Source organism: Bacillus cereus group sp. MYBK245-2 (genome assembly GCF_051916145.1).
In the GTDB taxonomy this organism is placed as follows: Bacteria; Bacillota; Bacilli; order Bacillales; family Bacillaceae_G; genus Bacillus_A; species Bacillus_A pacificus.
The window spans coordinates 183,327-200,393 of the sequence record NZ_JBQAGB010000008.1; the positions used below are offsets into that span (position 1 = coordinate 183,327).

Below are 17,067 nucleotides of genomic sequence, written 5' to 3' on the forward strand. Positions count from 1 at the left end.
CGGACGTGCTACTTCAAAATATGCTTATCCGAGGAGAAATATTCTGTTTGCTAATCGTACCTTATCATTCGGTAATAATTTGATGTCCTGCCGCTTTTGTTAATCGATTCATAATAGCATTCCCTATTCCTTCATTCGGGAATGATTCACTAAAAATAACATCCACTTCACTTGCATCAAACGTTCTAAGTACATCATATAATTTAGTCGCAACGCTAGCTAAATCGCTTCGAACACCACAAGACAATACAACATCCGCGTTATATACGTGCTGATACTCTTCTGTCGTTAATACACCGACTTTGAATCCTTCTTCCTTCTTCTCATCCGCAAGGCGTTGAATAAATTCACGTGAACCTTCAACAATACTTAGCGGCGCTTTCGGTGCATAATGTGTATATTTCATTCCAGGTGATTTCGGTTTTTCCTTCTCATCCTTTAAAGCCGGATCTAAAGAAACCGTGCCGATTACCGATTCTAATTGTTCTTTCGTAATCCCACCTGGGCGTAATATCGTTGGAACAGCGCTCGTACAATCAATTACAGTCGATTCAACACCTACTCCGGTTGCACCACCATCTACAATACCTGCGATTTTCTCATTTAAATCTTCATATACGTGAGATGCTAACGTCGGACTTGGACGACCTGAACGATTTGCACTAGGTGCTGCAACAGGTACATTTGCCTCTTCAATAAGAGCAAGGGCTACTGGATGATCAGGCATTCTTACTCCAACCGTATTAAGTCCTGCCGTTACCTTCTCTGAAATTCCTTCTTTTCTAGGTAAAATAATTGTTAAAGGGCCCGGCCAAAAATGCTCCATTAACGTTTCTGCAACTGGCGGAATTTCCTTCACAATCCCATCTAACTGCGATTTTGTACCGATGTGGACAATAAGTGGATTATCACTCGGTCTTCCTTTCGCCTCAAAAATTTTCGCAATCGCTTCATCATTCATCGCGTTTGCACCTAGTCCATATACCGTTTCTGTAGGGAAGGCAATCGCCTCATTTTCCCTTAATAATTTTGCTGCTTCTTGTAACTGTGGATAATATTTTTTTCTTTCCACAACATTATCCACAACCCACATATTTGTATGCATTTTTTCCCACGTCCTTTTCTACCCTGAAATACTTGTCTATTTTTAGTTTACTATGAGATTTATCCAAAAGACAAACAAGGTTTATCCACAAAATGTGGATAAACCTAATTAATCCGTGGATAACTTTGTGAATAGCTGACAATTTAGTATTATTGCATTTGGCTCTTTTATATTTTTACAAAAGTGTTCTAACTGTCGAATTCCCTCTGGTACGTTCTCTTTCTCTATCGTAACAAAGTCAAAAAACTGAAAGATCGTTATAGATTGTGGATGATTTGTTAGTAAGTACAATTGTCGAATATTTTTTTCTTTCATATACTGCAAAAACATTTCAAAAAAATATAAGAAAGTCTGTTTATCCACATTAGGTGTGAATAAACAAGAACGAATCAGTGCGTTTTCTTCACTTTGTTCATATCCAATGACTGCCCGTATTTCTTCCGCCTCTTCCAAAATCATAAACTGCGCGTACAACTCATTTATTTTATCATCTTTTTTATTAGCTTGTCCGAAAAAAGAATGCAATCTTTCCACATCTGCCTTCGTCGCAAAATATACCTTCTTCATAATAAATCCCTCCTCTTTTTTATATATGAGAAGGGATTTACAAATAGTACTATTTAGAGAATAAAGATGTAAAAGCTTCTACAATAAATAACTTAACTTCCGGCTTTTCTTCTTCCTCCTCTACTTTTACATACTCATTTCGCTTTTCTTGTTTTTGTTCCACAGGTTTCTCCACTTTTTCCACAGTTTTTGTTTCCTCTTTACTTACAGGTTGTTCTTCTACTTTCGTTTCATTTTTTACTACTTTCTTTTCAGAAGCTGTTACTTTTTTTGCGACTTCCTGCTTTACAACTTTCTTTTCCTTCACCTCATCTCCTTTTTTCTCTTCTGCATTTACTACTTCTTCATCATCTATTTGTTTCACTTGCTCCTCTTCAGGAGATTCAGCCTTCACAACATGTTCTTCTTTCCTTACAGCTGTACCACTTGAAAAATCTAAGAAACACATCGGTGGAAATAGTACACACCACCAGTTTGCCCCTTCACCTTCCCCAATTGTAATTAAGACTGCTTCATATTCCCCTGCCGGATAAATAAAATTCCCATATACCTTTGTAGGAAACTTTACATTTTTACTGAATTTCACTTGAAATGAATCTTTACTTCCTTCTTTTTTCAACGTATTTGCTACTGTTTTTTCGATTTCTGGAATATGACTTTGAATGACCTTGCGTGCCTCTTCAAATGAAGTTAAATCAGCTACCCATCCATCAATTTGTGCTTTTACTTCATCACGCACTTTACGCTTTAACGCCTGGTCTTTATCTGAATCACTATTTGCTAAAATCCGTAATCGAACGGCCTCTTTCGGAATAACTGAAGGCCCTTTCGCATCAGCTTTCATATATCCAAACTGCACAAGTAACTGTGCACCAATTAATAATAGAAGAAGATAAGCAATAACTTGTTTTTTCATTTCCTCCACCGTCCCTTCTACAAACAGTGTGGACAGACTTTCATCTTTCTAAACTATTAAATTCAAAATCTATATGAATTTTTCCACAAAAAAATAGAGTAAGGTGTAAACCTTACTCCATCTCCGCAAATACCATACGATCTTTTCCATTAATATCAAAAACAACCTCAACATGAGCATGTGGAAATGCTTGTTGTAACAGCCCTTTCACGTCCTCACCTTGCCCTACTCCAATTTCAAATGCGACAATTGCTTTCTTCTGCAACACATTCGGCAACTCTTCCATAAAGCGGCGATAGAAATCTAGTCCGTCTTCACCACCAACAAGCGCTCTCTTTGGCTCATGCTCTTTCACCACGGGAGAAAGACCACGCCAATCTTCTTCCGGTATATATGGAGGATTTGAAACAACAACATCTAACTTTTGACCCGTTTCATAAAATGGTGATAATAAATCACCATGATAGAACGTTACTTCTGCGCCCAAAGTTTTCGCATTTTCTTGTGCAACTTCAATCGACTCCTGCGCAATATCTACCGTATACACATGAAGATTTTTATTTTCCAAAGCAAGCGTAATCGAAATCGCTCCACTACCTGTACCGATATCTGCTACATGTAGTTTCTCATCACCAAAATGACGCTCGATTCTTTCTAACACTCCTACTATAAGCTCTTCTGTTTCCGGTCTTGGTATTAATACTTCTTCATTCACAAAGAACGATCTTCCATAAAACATTTCATGACCAATCATATATTGAATAGGAATACCTTCTACATGCTTGTGGATAAACTCTGTAAAACTTTTTTCTTGTTCCGCAGTTATTTCTTCACGCATGTTCATCAATAATCCTGTTCTATTCGTCTTTAATACATGACAAAGGACAATTTCTCCCGCATTTTCATCTCGTCCATTCTCCTGTAAAAAAGAAGAAGCCCATTTCAGGGCTTCATAGACACGCATTACTCAGCTGCCTCCATCCTTTGAGCCTGATCTTCCATTACTAAGGCATTGATGAAATCATCTAACTTACCTTGTAAGATTTGATCTAACTTTTGAATCGTTAAACCGATTCGATGGTCTGTAACACGGTTTTGCGGGAAGTTATACGTACGAATACGCTCTGAACGATCACCCGTACCAACAGCTTGTTTACGGTTTTGATCATACTCAGCTTGTGCTTCTTGTCTAAACTTATCATAAACACGTGCGCGTAATACTTTCATCGCTTTTTCTTTATTCTTAATTTGTGATTTCTCATCCTGACATGATACAACTACACCAGTCGGTAAATGCGTTAAACGTACCGCTGACATCGTTGTATTAACGCTCTGTCCACCAGGTCCACTAGAAGCGAATGTATCAACACGAACATCTTTCTCATGAATATCAATTTCTACTTCTTCTGCCTCTGGTAATACAGCTACAGTTGCTGTAGATGTATGGATACGTCCACCAGATTCCGTTTCAGGAACACGTTGTACACGGTGAGCGCCATTCTCGAATTTCAGCTTCGCGAAAGCACCTTTACCGTTAATCATAAAGATAATCTCTTTATATCCACCTAACTCTGTATAGCTAGCCTCGATAATCTCCGTTTTCCAACCTTGCACCTCAGCGTAACGGCTATACATACGGTATAAGTCACCAGCAAATAAAGCGGCCTCGTCGCCACCAGCAGCTCCACGAACCTCAACGATAACGTTCTTATCATCGTTAGGGTCTTTTGGTACAAGTAAAATTTTCAGACGCTCTGATAATGTTTTTTCTTGTGATTCTAACTCAGAAACCTCTTCTTTTACCATTTCACGCATTTCTGCGTCTAACTTATCTTCTAACATTGCTTTCGCATCTTTTAATTGCTCACGAACATCCTTATACTCACGATACACCTCTACCGTTTCCTGTATATCAGACTGTTCCTTTGAATATTCACGAAGCTTATTTGAATCACTAATAATTGCTGGGTCGCTTAGCAATTCATTTAACTTCTCATAACGATTTTCTACAGCTTGCAAACGATCTAACACATCATTCACCTCTACATCCTAGTATCTAATACAAATAGTATATGGTACTTACTCAAAAAAACGCAAATTATATTTAAAAGTGGTGGTAGCTCATTCAGCTCTGACCAGCTAAGGTTCTTTCGACCTAACGGTGCTTTTTACCTTTCGGGCGGAAGGTTCTTAGCTGCGAAGAGCTAGCCGCTGGAGCTAGATATCACAACTTAAAGCGTAGGCAGCTCACACCACTCACACTCTCTATTCTGAAAAAAACCCGCCTTGCGCAGCGAGTTTTACTTATCTTTGTTTGTAGGAACTGCATGACAATGACGACAGCGTGGTTCATACGATTCTGAAGCACCAACTAAAATAATCGGATCATCAAATGCCGCTGGTTCTCCATCAATTAATCGTTGTGTACGACTTGCCGGAGATCCACATGCAGAACATACTGCTTGTAGTTTTGTTACATGTTCAGCAATCGCCATCAGCTGAGGAACTTGTCCAAATGGTAGACCACGGAAATCTTGGTCTAAACCAGCTACAATGACACGATAGCCACGATTTGCCAATACTTGCACCACTTCCACAATGTCCCCATCAAAGAATTGCACCTCATCGATTGCAATTACATCCATTTCTTCAGTGATATGTTCAAATATATCTTTTGAAGCTGAAACAGGAACTGCTTTTACCTTTAATCCGTTATGTGATACAACGTCTTCTTCACTATAGCGATTATCAATACATGGTTTAAATACAATTGCATGTTGTTTCGCAAATTGCGTACGACGCACACGGCGGATAAGCTCTTCTGATTTACCAGAAAACATACTACCGCAAATCACTTCAATCCAACCGTTCTGATTTATTAAGTACATGAAGCTCTCCTTTCATCTACTTTTTAATTAAAAGTAGGGTAAAGGTATAATATTTTCGCAAAAAAAACAGACAAGCGAATAGATACACTTGCCTGTTTTATGTTTTTATTACTTAAGACCGTATTTCTTATTGAAGCGGTCAACGCGTCCGTCTGCAGTAGCAAACTTCTGACGTCCAGTGTAGAATGGGTGAGAATCAGAACTGATCTCAACTTTTAGTAATGGATAAGTGTTACCATCTTCCCACTCAACAGTTTCGTTAGATCCTCTAGTAGATCCGCTTAAGAATTTGAAGCCTGTGTTTGTGTCCATGAATACAACTTTCTTGTAATCTGGGTGAATTCCTGCTTTCATTCTTTTCATCTCCTTCCGCCCTGAATCATTTTCGAAACAGAGTTTTTCATCTTCAGCTGCATACACAACTATATTGATGAAACACATATGATGAAATTATAACAAGGCTAACTTCATTTTGCAACTACCTGTTTTTGTCTTTTTAATTTTAAAAGTAGAAGCGGCTCGCTCAGAATCGCAGGCTATTTAGAACTCTCGACCTTGAAGCGCTTTTTGCTTCGAGCGAGAGAGTGAAATGACCGGAGATTCTAGCCGCTGGAGCTGGATAACACCTTAAAGTGGAGGCAACTCATCCAACTAGAACCAACTAATGCCCTTCCACTCATCTCTCTTTAAGATCACCTAAAAAACATAAAAAACTCGCTTACCATAAAATAAGCGAGTCCCAATCTTTTCCCTTTACTTCGTTGTTACATATCTTTTCGAATCTGCAACAATGTTTTGTAAAAATTCTTCATTTGTCTTTGTTTGACGAAGTTTACGTAAGAAACCTTCAACAAAGTCTGGTGTATCACGCATTGTTTTACGAATACCCCATAGCTTGTCTAAATGTTCTTTCGGAATTAATAGATCCTCTTTACGTGTACCAGAACGGCGAATATCAATTGCCGGGAAGATACGACGCTCAGCTAATGAACGATCTAAGTGAAGTTCCATATTTCCAGTTCCTTTAAATTCTTCGTAAATTACATCGTCCATACGAGATCCTGTATCAACAAGCGCTGTTGCTAAAATCGTTAAGCTACCGCCTTCTTCAATATTACGTGCAGCTCCAAAGAAACGCTTCGGTCTATGGAAGGCAGCTGGGTCGATACCACCCGATAATGTTCTACCACTTGGCGGAATAACAAGGTTGTAAGCTCGCGCTAAACGGGTAATACTATCCATTAAAATGATAACATCTTTTTTGTGCTCTACAAGACGCATTGCACGTTCTAACACAAGTTCCGCTACTTTAATATGATTTTCTGGTACTTCATCAAAAGTAGAGCTTACAACATCTCCTTTAACAGAACGTTCAATATCTGTTACTTCCTCTGGACGCTCATCAATTAAAAGGACAATTAATTCAGCTTCCGGATGATTTGTTGTAACACTGTGTGCGATTTCTTTTAATAGACTAGTTTTACCAGCCTTTGGAGGCGCGACAATTAAACCACGTTGTCCAAATCCAACTGGTGCAATTAAATCCATGATGCGTGTCGGTAACTTTTTCGGTTCCGTTTCCAATTTCATTTGGCGATCTGGGTATAATGGTGTTAATGCAGGGAAATGCACACGCTCTTTTGCTGACTCTGGATCATCTCCGTTTACAGCTTCAACTTGTAATAATCCAAAGTAGCGTTCATTTTCTTTCGGAGGTCGTACTTTACCAGAAACCTTGTCTCCATTACGTAAATCGAAACGACGAATTTGCGAAGCTGAGATATAAATATCTTCTGAGCTTGGAGAGTAGTTGATAGGACGTAGGAATCCAAATCCTTCTGATTGAATAATTTCTAATACGCCTTCCATGAAGAAGAAACCTTCTTTTTCTGCTCGAGCTTTTAAAATGGCGAAGATTAACTCTTTTTTCGTTAATTTGCTATAATACGAAATTTTAAATTCTTTCGCAAGCTCGTATAACTCTTTTAATTTCATGTTTTCTAATGCTGCAATTGACAAATTCATTCAGACACCACACTTTAACGTTATTCTCTTTTCACATGGGTAAAGGGAAAAAATACGGAAGGCAAATAATTAATAATGAAAGGCAATAAGTTCAAGTAGGGTAATATTCACTATTGTAACCCTTTTATCTAGTTTTAATCAATACGTTGAAACACAAATACAAGAAGCGAAGACAAGAAAATTTGTCTTCGCTTTTTATTTAATCTAGTTTCATCAGCTAGAATGGTCGGTGGCTTCACTTCTTCCCCCTCCCATTCTGAGCGAGCCGCTTCCACTTTTTATTTAATAACCAAGTTCGGTTTTTTATTTAAGCTGTGACGTCCGTCTACGAAGCGTACTGTGCCTGATTTTGCGCGCATAACAAGGGATTGTGTTGTTCCTACGCTACCTTTAAATTGAACGCCGCGTAATAGTTCTCCGTCTGTTACACCTGTTGCTGCGAAGATTGCATCGTCACCTTTTACTAAGTCCTCCATGCGAAGGATGCGGTTGATGTCGTCTATACCCATCTTTTTGCAACGCGCCAATTCAGCTTCGTTTTGTGGTAATAATTTCCCGTGAATTTCTCCACCTAAACATTTTAATGCAACTGCCGCTAACACACCCTCAGGCGCACCACCAGAGCCGAATAAAATATCTACACCTGTACGATCAAATGCTGTGTTGATTGCGCCAGCTACGTCTCCATCATTAATCAATTTAATGCGAGCACCAGCTTTACGAATTTCTTCAATAATTGCTTGATGACGTGGACGGTTTAAAACTGTCGCTACAACATCTTCAATATCTTTGTTTTTCGCTTTCGCAACTGCACGTAAGTTATCGATAATAGGCGCATCAATATCGACCGCCCCAACCGCTTCTGGGCCAACCGCGATTTTATCCATGTACATGTCAGGAGCATGTAACAAATTACCATGATCTGCAATTGCAATAACAGCAAGAGCATTCCATCCACCAGCTGCTACAATGTTTGTCCCTTCTAAAGGATCAACTGCAACGTCTACACGCGGACCATATCCTGTACCTAATTTTTCTCCGATATATAGCATTGGTGCTTCATCCATTTCACCTTCACCAATTACAACTGTACCTTTCATCGGAATTGTATCAAATACATCACGCATAGCTGATGTTGCTGCACCGTCTGCCTCATCCTTTTTCCCGCGTCCCATCCAACGCGCTGATGATAAAGCTGCAGCCTCTGTTACACGTACTAACTCCATAGATAAACTTCTTTCCACGATAATCCCTCTCCTTTAAGCCTTTATATTTCTGCCGTATTTTGTGAACCGTGTTTTTCTATAAAGTGTACTTCCGCCAGTAGTGATGCTTCGCTTCCCCCTCGCGGAAGTATCACTTATGCGTTCTTCATTTCTTCAATTTCTTGCTTTGTCATTTGTTCTCGCCAAATGTTTGCACCAAGCCCTTTAAGCTTGTCTACTATATTTTCATAGCCACGATCAATATGCTCAAGTCCGGTTACTTCTGTAATTCCATCCGCCATCAATCCTGCAATAACAAGGGCTGCTCCAGCTCGCAAATCACTCGCTTTCACTTTTGCACCTTGTAATAAAACAGGACCAGTTACGATAGCTGACCGACCTTCTACTTTAATTTGCGCATTCATACGACGTAATTCATCAATATGTTTAAAACGTGCGCCATAAATCGTATCCGTTACAACACCCGTTCCATGCGCCTTTGTTAAAAGCGTTGTAAACGGCTGTTGTAAATCTGTTGGGAAACCTGGATATACAAGCGTTTTTATATCAACGACTTTTAATCTTCTATCACCGTTCACTGTAATTTGGTCATCATTCGTTTCAACTTGGACACCAGCTTCTCTTAATTTTGCGGTAACTGACTCCAAATGCTGAGGAATAACATTATCAACTGTTACTTCTCCTCCTGACGCAGCACCTAAAATCATATACGTACCCGCTTCAATACGATCTGGAATGATCGTATGATGACAACCGTGCAGTGAATCCACACCATCAATTCGGATTACATCTGTACCAGCACCTTTAATACGTGCTCCCATGCTAGTTAACAGTGTAGCTACATCAATAATCTCTGGTTCTTTCGCTGCGTTTTCAATAACAGTTCTACCTTTCGCTCGTACAGCTGCTAGCATAATATTAATCGTAGCTCCTACACTAACAACATCTAAATAAATACGTGCCCCTCGTAGTTCATCTGCTCTTAAATAGATAGCACCTTGTTCATTCGTAACATGTGCACCTAACGCTTCAAACCCTTTAATGTGCTGATCAATTGGCCTCGGTCCTAAGTGACATCCACCTGGAAGCCCAATAACAGCTTTTTTAAAACGGCCAAGCATCGCACCCATTAAATAATAAGAAGCACGCAATTTTTTCACTTTTCCATTTGGTAAAGGCATTGCAACCATGTTAGAAGGATCGACTACCATCTCTTCCTCCTGTCCATAAGTCACTCTCCCTCCAATTTCCTCTAGTAAGTCTCCTAACATTTTCACGTCCGAAATATTAGGGACACCACCAATAGTTACTGGAGTATCTGCTAAAATTGTCGCTGGAATTAGTGCAACGGCGCTGTTCTTTGCACCACTCACGCGAATTGTTCCATTTAAAGCTCTTCCGCCTTCAATTAGCAATTTTTCCATATTGAGCTCCCTTCTTGTGAATGTATTTACTTTCTATATTTTTATAGAAAGCTCCCCCTTAAGAATCTCAATTACTTTTCCATCCCAAAACTCAATAAATAGGAAACCATTATCTTCATTTCTCCTGTAATACAAAAAGATAAAGATTAACTATTTATCGAATTTACTTTATCAATTTAGATACGTTATCACATTTATTAATAGGACTATGCACATTATTTTCTATTTCAAAAACAAAATGATAAAATCTTTAGACTTGTTCACGCTTTCATTATACAACGAAAGGAAACCGTCTAAAAGAGTAGACGGTTTCCAAAACGGAATTTTATTCTTACGCTTTACCGTTAGAACCGAATTCGCGAATTTTACCAATAACAGTTGCTTTGATAGCGTCGCGGCCAGGTCCGATAAATTTACGAGGATCGTAAACTTCTTGGTCTTTGTTTAATACTTCACGAACAGCTTTTGTAAACTCAATTTGGTTCTCAGTGTTTACGTTGATTTTTGAAGTACCTAAAGAGATAGCTTTTTCGATATCAGCAGTTGGGATACCAGTACCACCGTGTAATACTAAAGGTACGCCAGTGAAGTCACGAACTTGTTCCATTTCAGCGAATCCTAAGTTAGGCTCACCTTTGTAAGGACCGTGTACAGAACCTAAAGCTGGAGCTAGGCAATCGATACCTGTTGCTTCAACAAGGTGCTTACACTCAGCTGGGTCAGCGTAAATTACGCCTTCAGCGATTACGTCGTCTTCTTGTCCGCCAACTGTTCCAAGCTCAGCTTCAACAGATACGTTACGAGCGTGTGCGTATTCTACTACTTTTTTAGTAGTTTCTACGTTTTCTTCGAATGGGTGGTGAGAAGCGTCGATCATTACAGATGTGAAACCTGCATCGATTGCTTCTTTACATTTTTCGAAGCTTGAACCATGGTCAAGGTGAATCGCTACAGGAACAGTGATGTTCATTTCTTCGATTAAAGCTTTAACCATAGCTACAACTGTTTTGAAACCAGTCATATGACGAGCTGCACCCTCAGATACACCTAGGATTACAGGAGATTTTTCTTCTTCCGCAGCAGCTAAGATAGCTTGAGTCCACTCTAAGTTGTTCATGTTGAATTGACCAACTGCGTATTTTCCTTCTAGTGCTTTGTTTAGCATTTCTTTCATAGAAACTAAAGGCATGGTGAATCCTCCTAAAAAACGTTTTTTGTATCCGATAAGTTCTTATCGCTGGTAGTATGACCAGAATAAGGTAAAATATGTATATCTACATACCGGACTTTTTTCTACACTCAATAGGATAACAACTTGTACTCAAAAACTCAACCGTATTCACCTGCACAATAGTCCATGTAAACGCTTTTTTCCATATTTTTTATAAAAAATTCATTTTTAAGCCTCTACAGCGAGCTCATTTCTCACCGCTTGACGAATTTCATCAATATCAAATGGTTTAGCAAAATGCATTAAAGCACCTAAATCTTTTGCTTCTTGGATCATATCAAGCTCTCCATAAGCAGTCATTAAAATCACTTTAATACTCTCATCAATTTCTTTTACATGCTTTAAAATCTCTATACCATCCATACCTGGAATTTTCATATCTAACACAACTAAATCTGGATTATCTTTTTTCACGATATCTAAAGCTTGAAATCCATTCGCTGCTTGGAATGTCTGATAACCTTCTTTTTGGAACACTTCATGTAATAACACACGAATGCCATATTGATCATCAACGATTAAAATTTTCCCTTCCATAACTCCCAACCTTTCTATGTAAGTACAAGATTTAAAGCTTCTTATATCTTAACGATTAATTTTCGCTATTCTTTACCAAATTCCTTCCTATTTCTTTCTTATTTTACCGTTTCCCATTTTGTTATGCCACCTTCGATTTCACCTTTCTAAAAAAATAAACTATAATGAAAGCCGGTAAACACGTACGAAGGGAGTAACATTATGTTAAAAATTTTTTCAACCCAATTAAGCGGTTATTTCTCCAGAGTTTCTCAAAAAGAGGAAATGAATATAGAAGATAGCGCCCGTCTACTTGCTCAAGCATTAGTTGGCGAAGGTTTCATTTATTTACATGGTACAAATGAAATGGAGGGCGTTGTTGCTGAAGCGCTATTCGGTGCTGAACCAATGAAGCAAGCAAAACGACTATTTGAAAATGGTAAGGAAGTAGAAGTAACTTCTGCAGATCGTGTACTTCTTATTAGCCGTTTTTCAACAGATGAAGAAGTTGTAGCAATAGCAAAAAAACTTCAAGCAGATGGACACTCTATTGTCGGCATTTCTGCTATTCAAGAAGGCAATGAATCACTAGAACAATATACAGATGTACATATTGATACGAAATTGTTAAAAGGGCTTATTCCAGACGATGAAGGTAATCGCTACGGATTCCCAAGCTTAATGATAGCTTTATTTGCATATCACGGAATCAAATTTACAATCGATGAAATGTTAAATGAATATTAAAAAAAGCGCCCTATTTCAGGCGCTTTTTTATTACTTGCTCTCTTTATTCGTAATAGACGCTCTTACGAAGTCATGGAACAATGGTTGTGGACGGTTTGGACGAGAAACAAGTTCTGGGTGGAACTGTGCTGCTACGAACCAAGGGTGATCTTTCAATTCAACGATTTCAACTAAACGGCCGTCTGGGCTTGTACCAGAGAATACAAATCCTGCTTTTTCCATATCCGGACGGAATTGATTGTTGAACTCATAACGATGACGATGACGCTCATATACAACCGGCTCATTGTAAGCGTTGTAAGCATTTGTTTCTTCAGCAAGCTTACATGGGTATAGACCAAGACGAAGTGTACCACCTAAGTCTTCTACATCTTTTTGTTCTGGTAATAAGTCGATGATTGCATAAGGTGTGTCAGGGTTGATTTCAGAAGAGTTAGCTCCTTCTAATCCTAATACGTTACGTGCGAATTCGATTGATGCAAGTTGCATACCTAAGCAAATTCCTAGGAATGGAACTTTGTTTTCACGAGCATATTGAATTGCAACGATTTTACCTTCTACACCACGATCACCGAAGCCACCTGGTACAAGGATACCATCTGTGTCTCCTACTAATTCTTGTACGTTCTCTGCTGTTACGTGCTCAGCATTTACCCATTTCACTTCTACATCTGTGTCGAAAGAGTAACCTGCATGACGAAGTGCTTCTACAACAGAAATGTATGCATCTTGAAGCTCTACGTACTTACCAACAAGAGCGATTTTTGTTTTCTTAGAAAGGTTACGCACTTTTTCAACTAGCGCAGTCCACTCTGTCATATCTGCAGCTGGATTGTCTAATTTTAAGTGATCGCAAACGATTTGGTCCATATTTTGCTCTTGAAGAGATAATGGAACTGCATATAAAGTATCTGCATCGCGTGCTTCAATAACTGCTTTTGTATCAATGTCACAGAATAATGCAAGCTTGTCTTTCATATCTTGAGAAACAGGCATTTCTGTACGAACAACGATAATATTTGGTTGAATACCTAAACTGCGAAGCTCTTTAACGCTATGTTGCGTTGGTTTTGTTTTCATTTCACCCGCTGCTTTTAAGTACGGGATTAACGTACAGTGAATGTACATTACATTGTCACGACCGATGTCGCTCTTAATTTGACGGATTGCTTCTAAGAATGGTAGAGACTCAATGTCACCAACAGTTCCACCGATTTCTGTAATAACAACGTCCGCGTTTGTTTCGCGACCAGAACGGTATACGCGCTCTTTAATTTCGTTAGTAATGTGAGGAATAACTTGAACTGTTCCTCCTAGGTATTCACCACGACGCTCTTTTTGAAGAACTGAAGAGTAAATTTTACCTGTTGTTACGTTGCTGTATTTATTTAAATTGATGTCGATGAAACGCTCATAGTGACCAAGGTCTAAGTCAGTTTCTGCACCATCATCTGTTACGAATACCTCACCGTGTTGGTATGGGCTCATAGTCCCTGGGTCTACGTTAATGTATGGATCAAACTTTTGAATCGTTACGTTTAAACCACGATTTTTTAAAAGTCTTCCAAGAGATGCTGCTGTAATACCTTTTCCTAGAGACGATACTACACCGCCTGTTACAAAAATATACTTAGTCATGAAAAAGCTCCCTTCTATTTTGCTGTTATATAATCACCGTTGCAAAGCGCAACGTATGTAGATAACACTGTATCCATCTTATTGTTAGACTCTTTTTATTTTCTAAACAAAAAACAAAAAAGAAAATTGCTCCCCTCATCACATAAAGTAATAAGTAGGGAGCAATTTTCTTTTATATTTACACTTTAAAAGTATTATCGTCCTTTTTTAAAGAGCCCAAAAATGATTCTACATGGACGATAATGAAAAGTCAAGAACTACAGTTCTTCCTCTTCTTCTTCTTCAGTTTCATCATACTCAAGTTCTTCTTCAGCGAAGTCATCTTCATCTTCGTCTAAATCATCAAGATCATCGTCGTCTCCGTCTTCGTCTTCAAGAACCTTGTCCAAATCTTCTACATCATCATCTTCGTCTTCATTTCCGTCTACATCATCAAAGTCATCTTCATCTTCGTCAATGTAGTCGTCAAAACCGTCTTCTTCAACTTTACGTTTCTTCTTCGGTTTTGGTTGAGGCAAGATTTCTTCATCAATTTGCTCGTATGGGTACCAGCTGCGTAGACCCCAACGATTTTCTCCTAAATTAATGAAACGTCCATCGATGTTTAAGTCTGTATAAAATTGTGCGATTTTCGCATTAACTTGCTCTTGAGATAGTCCCAGCACTTGAGCGATTTCTTGAACCAACTCGTTGAATGTCGTTGCTTGTTTTTTATCCCCTAAAACGCTATGTACAACTTCAATCATTGAACATTCTTTTAGCTCTTCTGGTGAATATTGCTTAAAATCCACTTATGCGGCACTTCCTTTCATCAAATATAACCTTATATATAACGGCCTGCTTAAAAAAATCCATACTATTCATTATAAACAAAAGTCGCACAAATATGCTACAAAAAAAACGGGAAACTTTTATAGGGTAGTATACATTCCTTATTTCGGAAGCATATGGGCCCCTTGTAATACATACCTAATTTGCATGTCTGTATATTCTTCGAGCGTATATAGCTTTTGCAGCGCCCAACGTCGAAATCCCCACATCTGTCCTTGTATAAAAATATTATGCGCAAGAAGCTGTATTTCTTTTTTATTTAATGTAAATGTTCCGTTTTCCGTACACTGTTCTAAAATATTCTCAAACATTCCTACCATTTGAAACTCCTTTTCTAATACGTACGGGAGTGATTCTTTCGGTAAGAAGCGTACCTCTTGATACATTATTAATACTTCTTCCTGCAATTCGTCCATCACTTTAAAATAATTCGTTATTGCTATCTTTAAACTTTCTACACTTCCTTTTTCCGTACAAACTACTTCCTCTAATCTTTCTTTTACATGTTCATAAATACTATCACAAACTAAATACAAAACATCATCTTTTGTACGAATGTATTCATAAAGCGTTCCAATACTAAATCCAGCTGCCTTTGCAATCTCTCTCGTTGTTGTACGCGGAAATCCTTTTTGTTTAAACAGTTGCACTGCACCTTTAATCATTTGTTCACGCCTTAACGCGACTAATTTTTCATCTTTCACTGATGCATGCACATTATGTTTAACCATCCCCTTCACCTCTCTATTATTTTTTGGAAGGAAAAAGCGTAGGAAAATACCTACGCCTTTGATCCTACTTCGTTAACATACGAGAAATTACGAGCCTTTGAATCTCTTGTGTTCCTTCATATATCTGTGTAATCTTTGCATCTCGCATGTATCGCTCTACCGGATAATCTTTCGTATAACCGTAACCACCAAATACTTGTACCGCTTCAGTCGTCACCTTCATCGCGGCATCGCCTGCAAATACTTTTGACATCGCCGACTCTTTCCCATAAGGAAGTCCTTCCGATTCCAGCCAAGCTGCTTGATATGTTAGAAGACGCGCCGCCTCCACATCCGTTGCCATATCTGCAAGTTTAAAGCCAATCCCTTGCTGCACCGCAATCGGCTTCCCAAACTGATGACGCTCTCTTGCATATTCTACGGAAGCATCTAAAGCCCCTTGTGCAATACCAACCGCTTGCGCCGCAATACCGTTACGGCCACCATCTAATGTTTGCATCGCTATCTTAAACCCTTGTCCTTCTTCCCCTAGTAAATTCTCTACAGGAATACGGCAATCTTCGAACATAATTTCAGTTGTTGGTGAAGAGCGAATCCCTAATTTACTCTCCTTCTTCCCAACTGAAAATCCTGGTGTATCACTTTCCACTATAAATGCACTCGTGCCACGCTGCTTCGATTCAGGATCAGTTAATGCGAAAACAACATAAATATCAGCAATACCACCATTAGTGATAAATATTTTTGATCCATTTAATACATAATGGTCTCCATCTCTTTTGGCGATTGTCTTCATTCCACCAGCATCCGATCCAGATCCTGGCTCCGTTAAGCCGTATGCACCAATTTTCTTTCCTTCAGCCATCGGTCGTAAAAATGTTTGCTTTTGCTCTTCTGTTCCAAATTTAAAAATTGGCCAACCAGCAAGTGAAGTATGTGCAGACAATGTTACACCTGTAGAAGCACATACGCGTGATAATTCTTCAATAGCAATTACATACGCCAAGTAATCGCTTCCAATTCCGCCGTATTCTTCAGGCCACGGAATTCCGGTTAAACCAAGCTCTGCCATTTGATCAAATAGCGCACGATCAAACCTCTCTTCTTCATCACGTTCAGCTGCTGTCGGTGCTACTTCGTTCTTAGCAAAGTCCCGAACCATTTTTCTTATCATTTCATGTTCTTCTGATAGTTTAAAATGCATGCCCGTCTCCCCCTTGTG

The 17,067-nt window shown here is 38.8% G+C and carries 17 protein-coding genes; 1 reads left to right on the top strand and 16 read right to left on the bottom strand.

Features of this window, described 5'->3' with window-relative positions; genetic code table 11:
- Positions 1–64: 64 nt before the first annotated feature.
- The 12 genes from ACTFRN_RS15515 to spo0F all read right to left on the bottom strand — a co-directional run bounded on the left by ACTFRN_RS15515 (position 65) and on the right by spo0F (position 11,919).
- Positions 65–1,105 (bottom strand): L-threonylcarbamoyladenylate synthase, encoded by a 1,041-nt coding sequence (locus ACTFRN_RS15515; protein ID WP_000557348.1) that lies wholly within the window; start codon positions 1,103–1,105, stop codon positions 65–67.
- A 108-nt stretch (positions 1,106–1,213) separates the two neighbouring features.
- A complete protein-coding gene (locus tag ACTFRN_RS15520) occupies positions 1,214–1,672 on the bottom strand; it encodes a mechanosensitive ion channel protein (RefSeq protein ID WP_000758435.1) in 459 nt (152 codons plus the stop codon).
- Between the two features lie 49 nt (positions 1,673–1,721).
- A complete protein-coding gene (spoIIR, locus tag ACTFRN_RS15525) occupies positions 1,722–2,588 on the bottom strand; it encodes a stage II sporulation protein R (RefSeq protein ID WP_041184559.1) in 867 nt (288 codons plus the stop codon).
- 112 nt (positions 2,589–2,700) lie between these two features.
- Positions 2,701–3,552 carry a peptide chain release factor N(5)-glutamine methyltransferase gene (gene prmC / locus ACTFRN_RS15530; protein WP_001267034.1) on the bottom strand — a complete coding sequence of 284 codons (852 nt, stop codon included), beginning with the start codon at positions 3,550–3,552 and terminating at the stop codon, positions 2,701–2,703.
- A complete protein-coding gene (prfA, locus tag ACTFRN_RS15535) occupies positions 3,552–4,619 on the bottom strand; it encodes a peptide chain release factor 1 (RefSeq protein ID WP_000887065.1) in 1,068 nt (355 codons plus the stop codon). The genes prmC and prfA overlap by 1 nt, the downstream gene beginning before the upstream one ends.
- A 269-nt stretch (positions 4,620–4,888) precedes the next feature.
- Positions 4,889–5,476: a thymidine kinase gene (locus ACTFRN_RS15540; RefSeq protein ID WP_000280862.1), complete on the bottom strand. Its 588-nt coding sequence runs from the start codon at positions 5,474–5,476 to the stop codon at positions 4,889–4,891.
- A 108-nt stretch (positions 5,477–5,584) separates the two neighbouring features.
- A complete protein-coding gene (locus ACTFRN_RS15545; protein ID WP_000643437.1) occupies positions 5,585–5,830 on the bottom strand; it encodes a type B 50S ribosomal protein L31 in 246 nt (81 codons plus the stop codon).
- Between the two features lie 399 nt (positions 5,831–6,229).
- Positions 6,230–7,501, bottom strand: a complete 1,272-nt coding sequence (gene rho / locus ACTFRN_RS15550; protein WP_001053898.1) for a transcription termination factor Rho — start codon at positions 7,499–7,501, stop codon at positions 6,230–6,232.
- A gap of 278 nt (positions 7,502–7,779) precedes the next feature.
- The gene (gene glpX, locus ACTFRN_RS15555) at positions 7,780–8,745 is read right to left on the bottom strand and encodes a class II fructose-bisphosphatase (protein ID WP_000442334.1); all 966 of its coding nucleotides are present in this window, start codon (positions 8,743–8,745) and stop codon (positions 7,780–7,782) included.
- A 116-nt stretch (positions 8,746–8,861) separates the two neighbouring features.
- Positions 8,862–10,151 carry a UDP-N-acetylglucosamine 1-carboxyvinyltransferase gene (murA, locus tag ACTFRN_RS15560; RefSeq protein ID WP_000413260.1) on the bottom strand — a complete coding sequence of 430 codons (1,290 nt, stop codon included), beginning with the start codon at positions 10,149–10,151 and terminating at the stop codon, positions 8,862–8,864.
- 331 nt (positions 10,152–10,482) lie between these two features.
- Positions 10,483–11,340: a class II fructose-bisphosphate aldolase gene (locus ACTFRN_RS15565; RefSeq protein ID WP_001131850.1), complete on the bottom strand. Its 858-nt coding sequence runs from the start codon at positions 11,338–11,340 to the stop codon at positions 10,483–10,485.
- A 210-nt stretch (positions 11,341–11,550) separates the two neighbouring features.
- Positions 11,551–11,919 (bottom strand): sporulation initiation phosphotransferase Spo0F, encoded by a 369-nt coding sequence (gene spo0F / locus ACTFRN_RS15570; RefSeq protein WP_000398594.1) that lies wholly within the window; start codon positions 11,917–11,919, stop codon positions 11,551–11,553.
- A 201-nt stretch (positions 11,920–12,120) separates the two neighbouring features.
- Here spo0F and ACTFRN_RS15575 point away from each other — a divergent pair, with 201 nt between their 5' ends.
- A complete protein-coding gene (locus tag ACTFRN_RS15575) occupies positions 12,121–12,645 on the top strand; it encodes a DUF2529 domain-containing protein (RefSeq protein ID WP_000912422.1) in 525 nt (174 codons plus the stop codon).
- Positions 12,646–12,675: 30 nt separating this feature from the next.
- On the opposite strand, the gene pyrG is transcribed toward ACTFRN_RS15575, so the two are convergent.
- The 4 genes from pyrG to acdA all read right to left on the bottom strand — a co-directional run bounded on the left by pyrG (position 12,676) and on the right by acdA (position 17,049).
- Positions 12,676–14,283 (bottom strand): CTP synthase, encoded by a 1,608-nt coding sequence (gene pyrG, locus ACTFRN_RS15580; protein ID WP_000170453.1) that lies wholly within the window; start codon positions 14,281–14,283, stop codon positions 12,676–12,678.
- Positions 14,284–14,540: 257 nt separating this feature from the next.
- A complete protein-coding gene (gene rpoE / locus ACTFRN_RS15585) occupies positions 14,541–15,074 on the bottom strand; it encodes a DNA-directed RNA polymerase subunit delta (RefSeq protein WP_000346275.1) in 534 nt (177 codons plus the stop codon).
- A 141-nt stretch (positions 15,075–15,215) separates the two neighbouring features.
- Complete coding sequence (locus ACTFRN_RS15590; protein ID WP_000238604.1) at positions 15,216–15,845, bottom strand: TetR/AcrR family transcriptional regulator; 630 nt, start codon at positions 15,843–15,845, stop codon at positions 15,216–15,218.
- 64 nt (positions 15,846–15,909) lie between these two features.
- Positions 15,910–17,049: an acyl-CoA dehydrogenase AcdA gene (gene acdA, locus ACTFRN_RS15595; RefSeq protein ID WP_000545534.1), complete on the bottom strand. Its 1,140-nt coding sequence runs from the start codon at positions 17,047–17,049 to the stop codon at positions 15,910–15,912.
- Positions 17,050–17,067 lie beyond the last annotated feature (18 nt).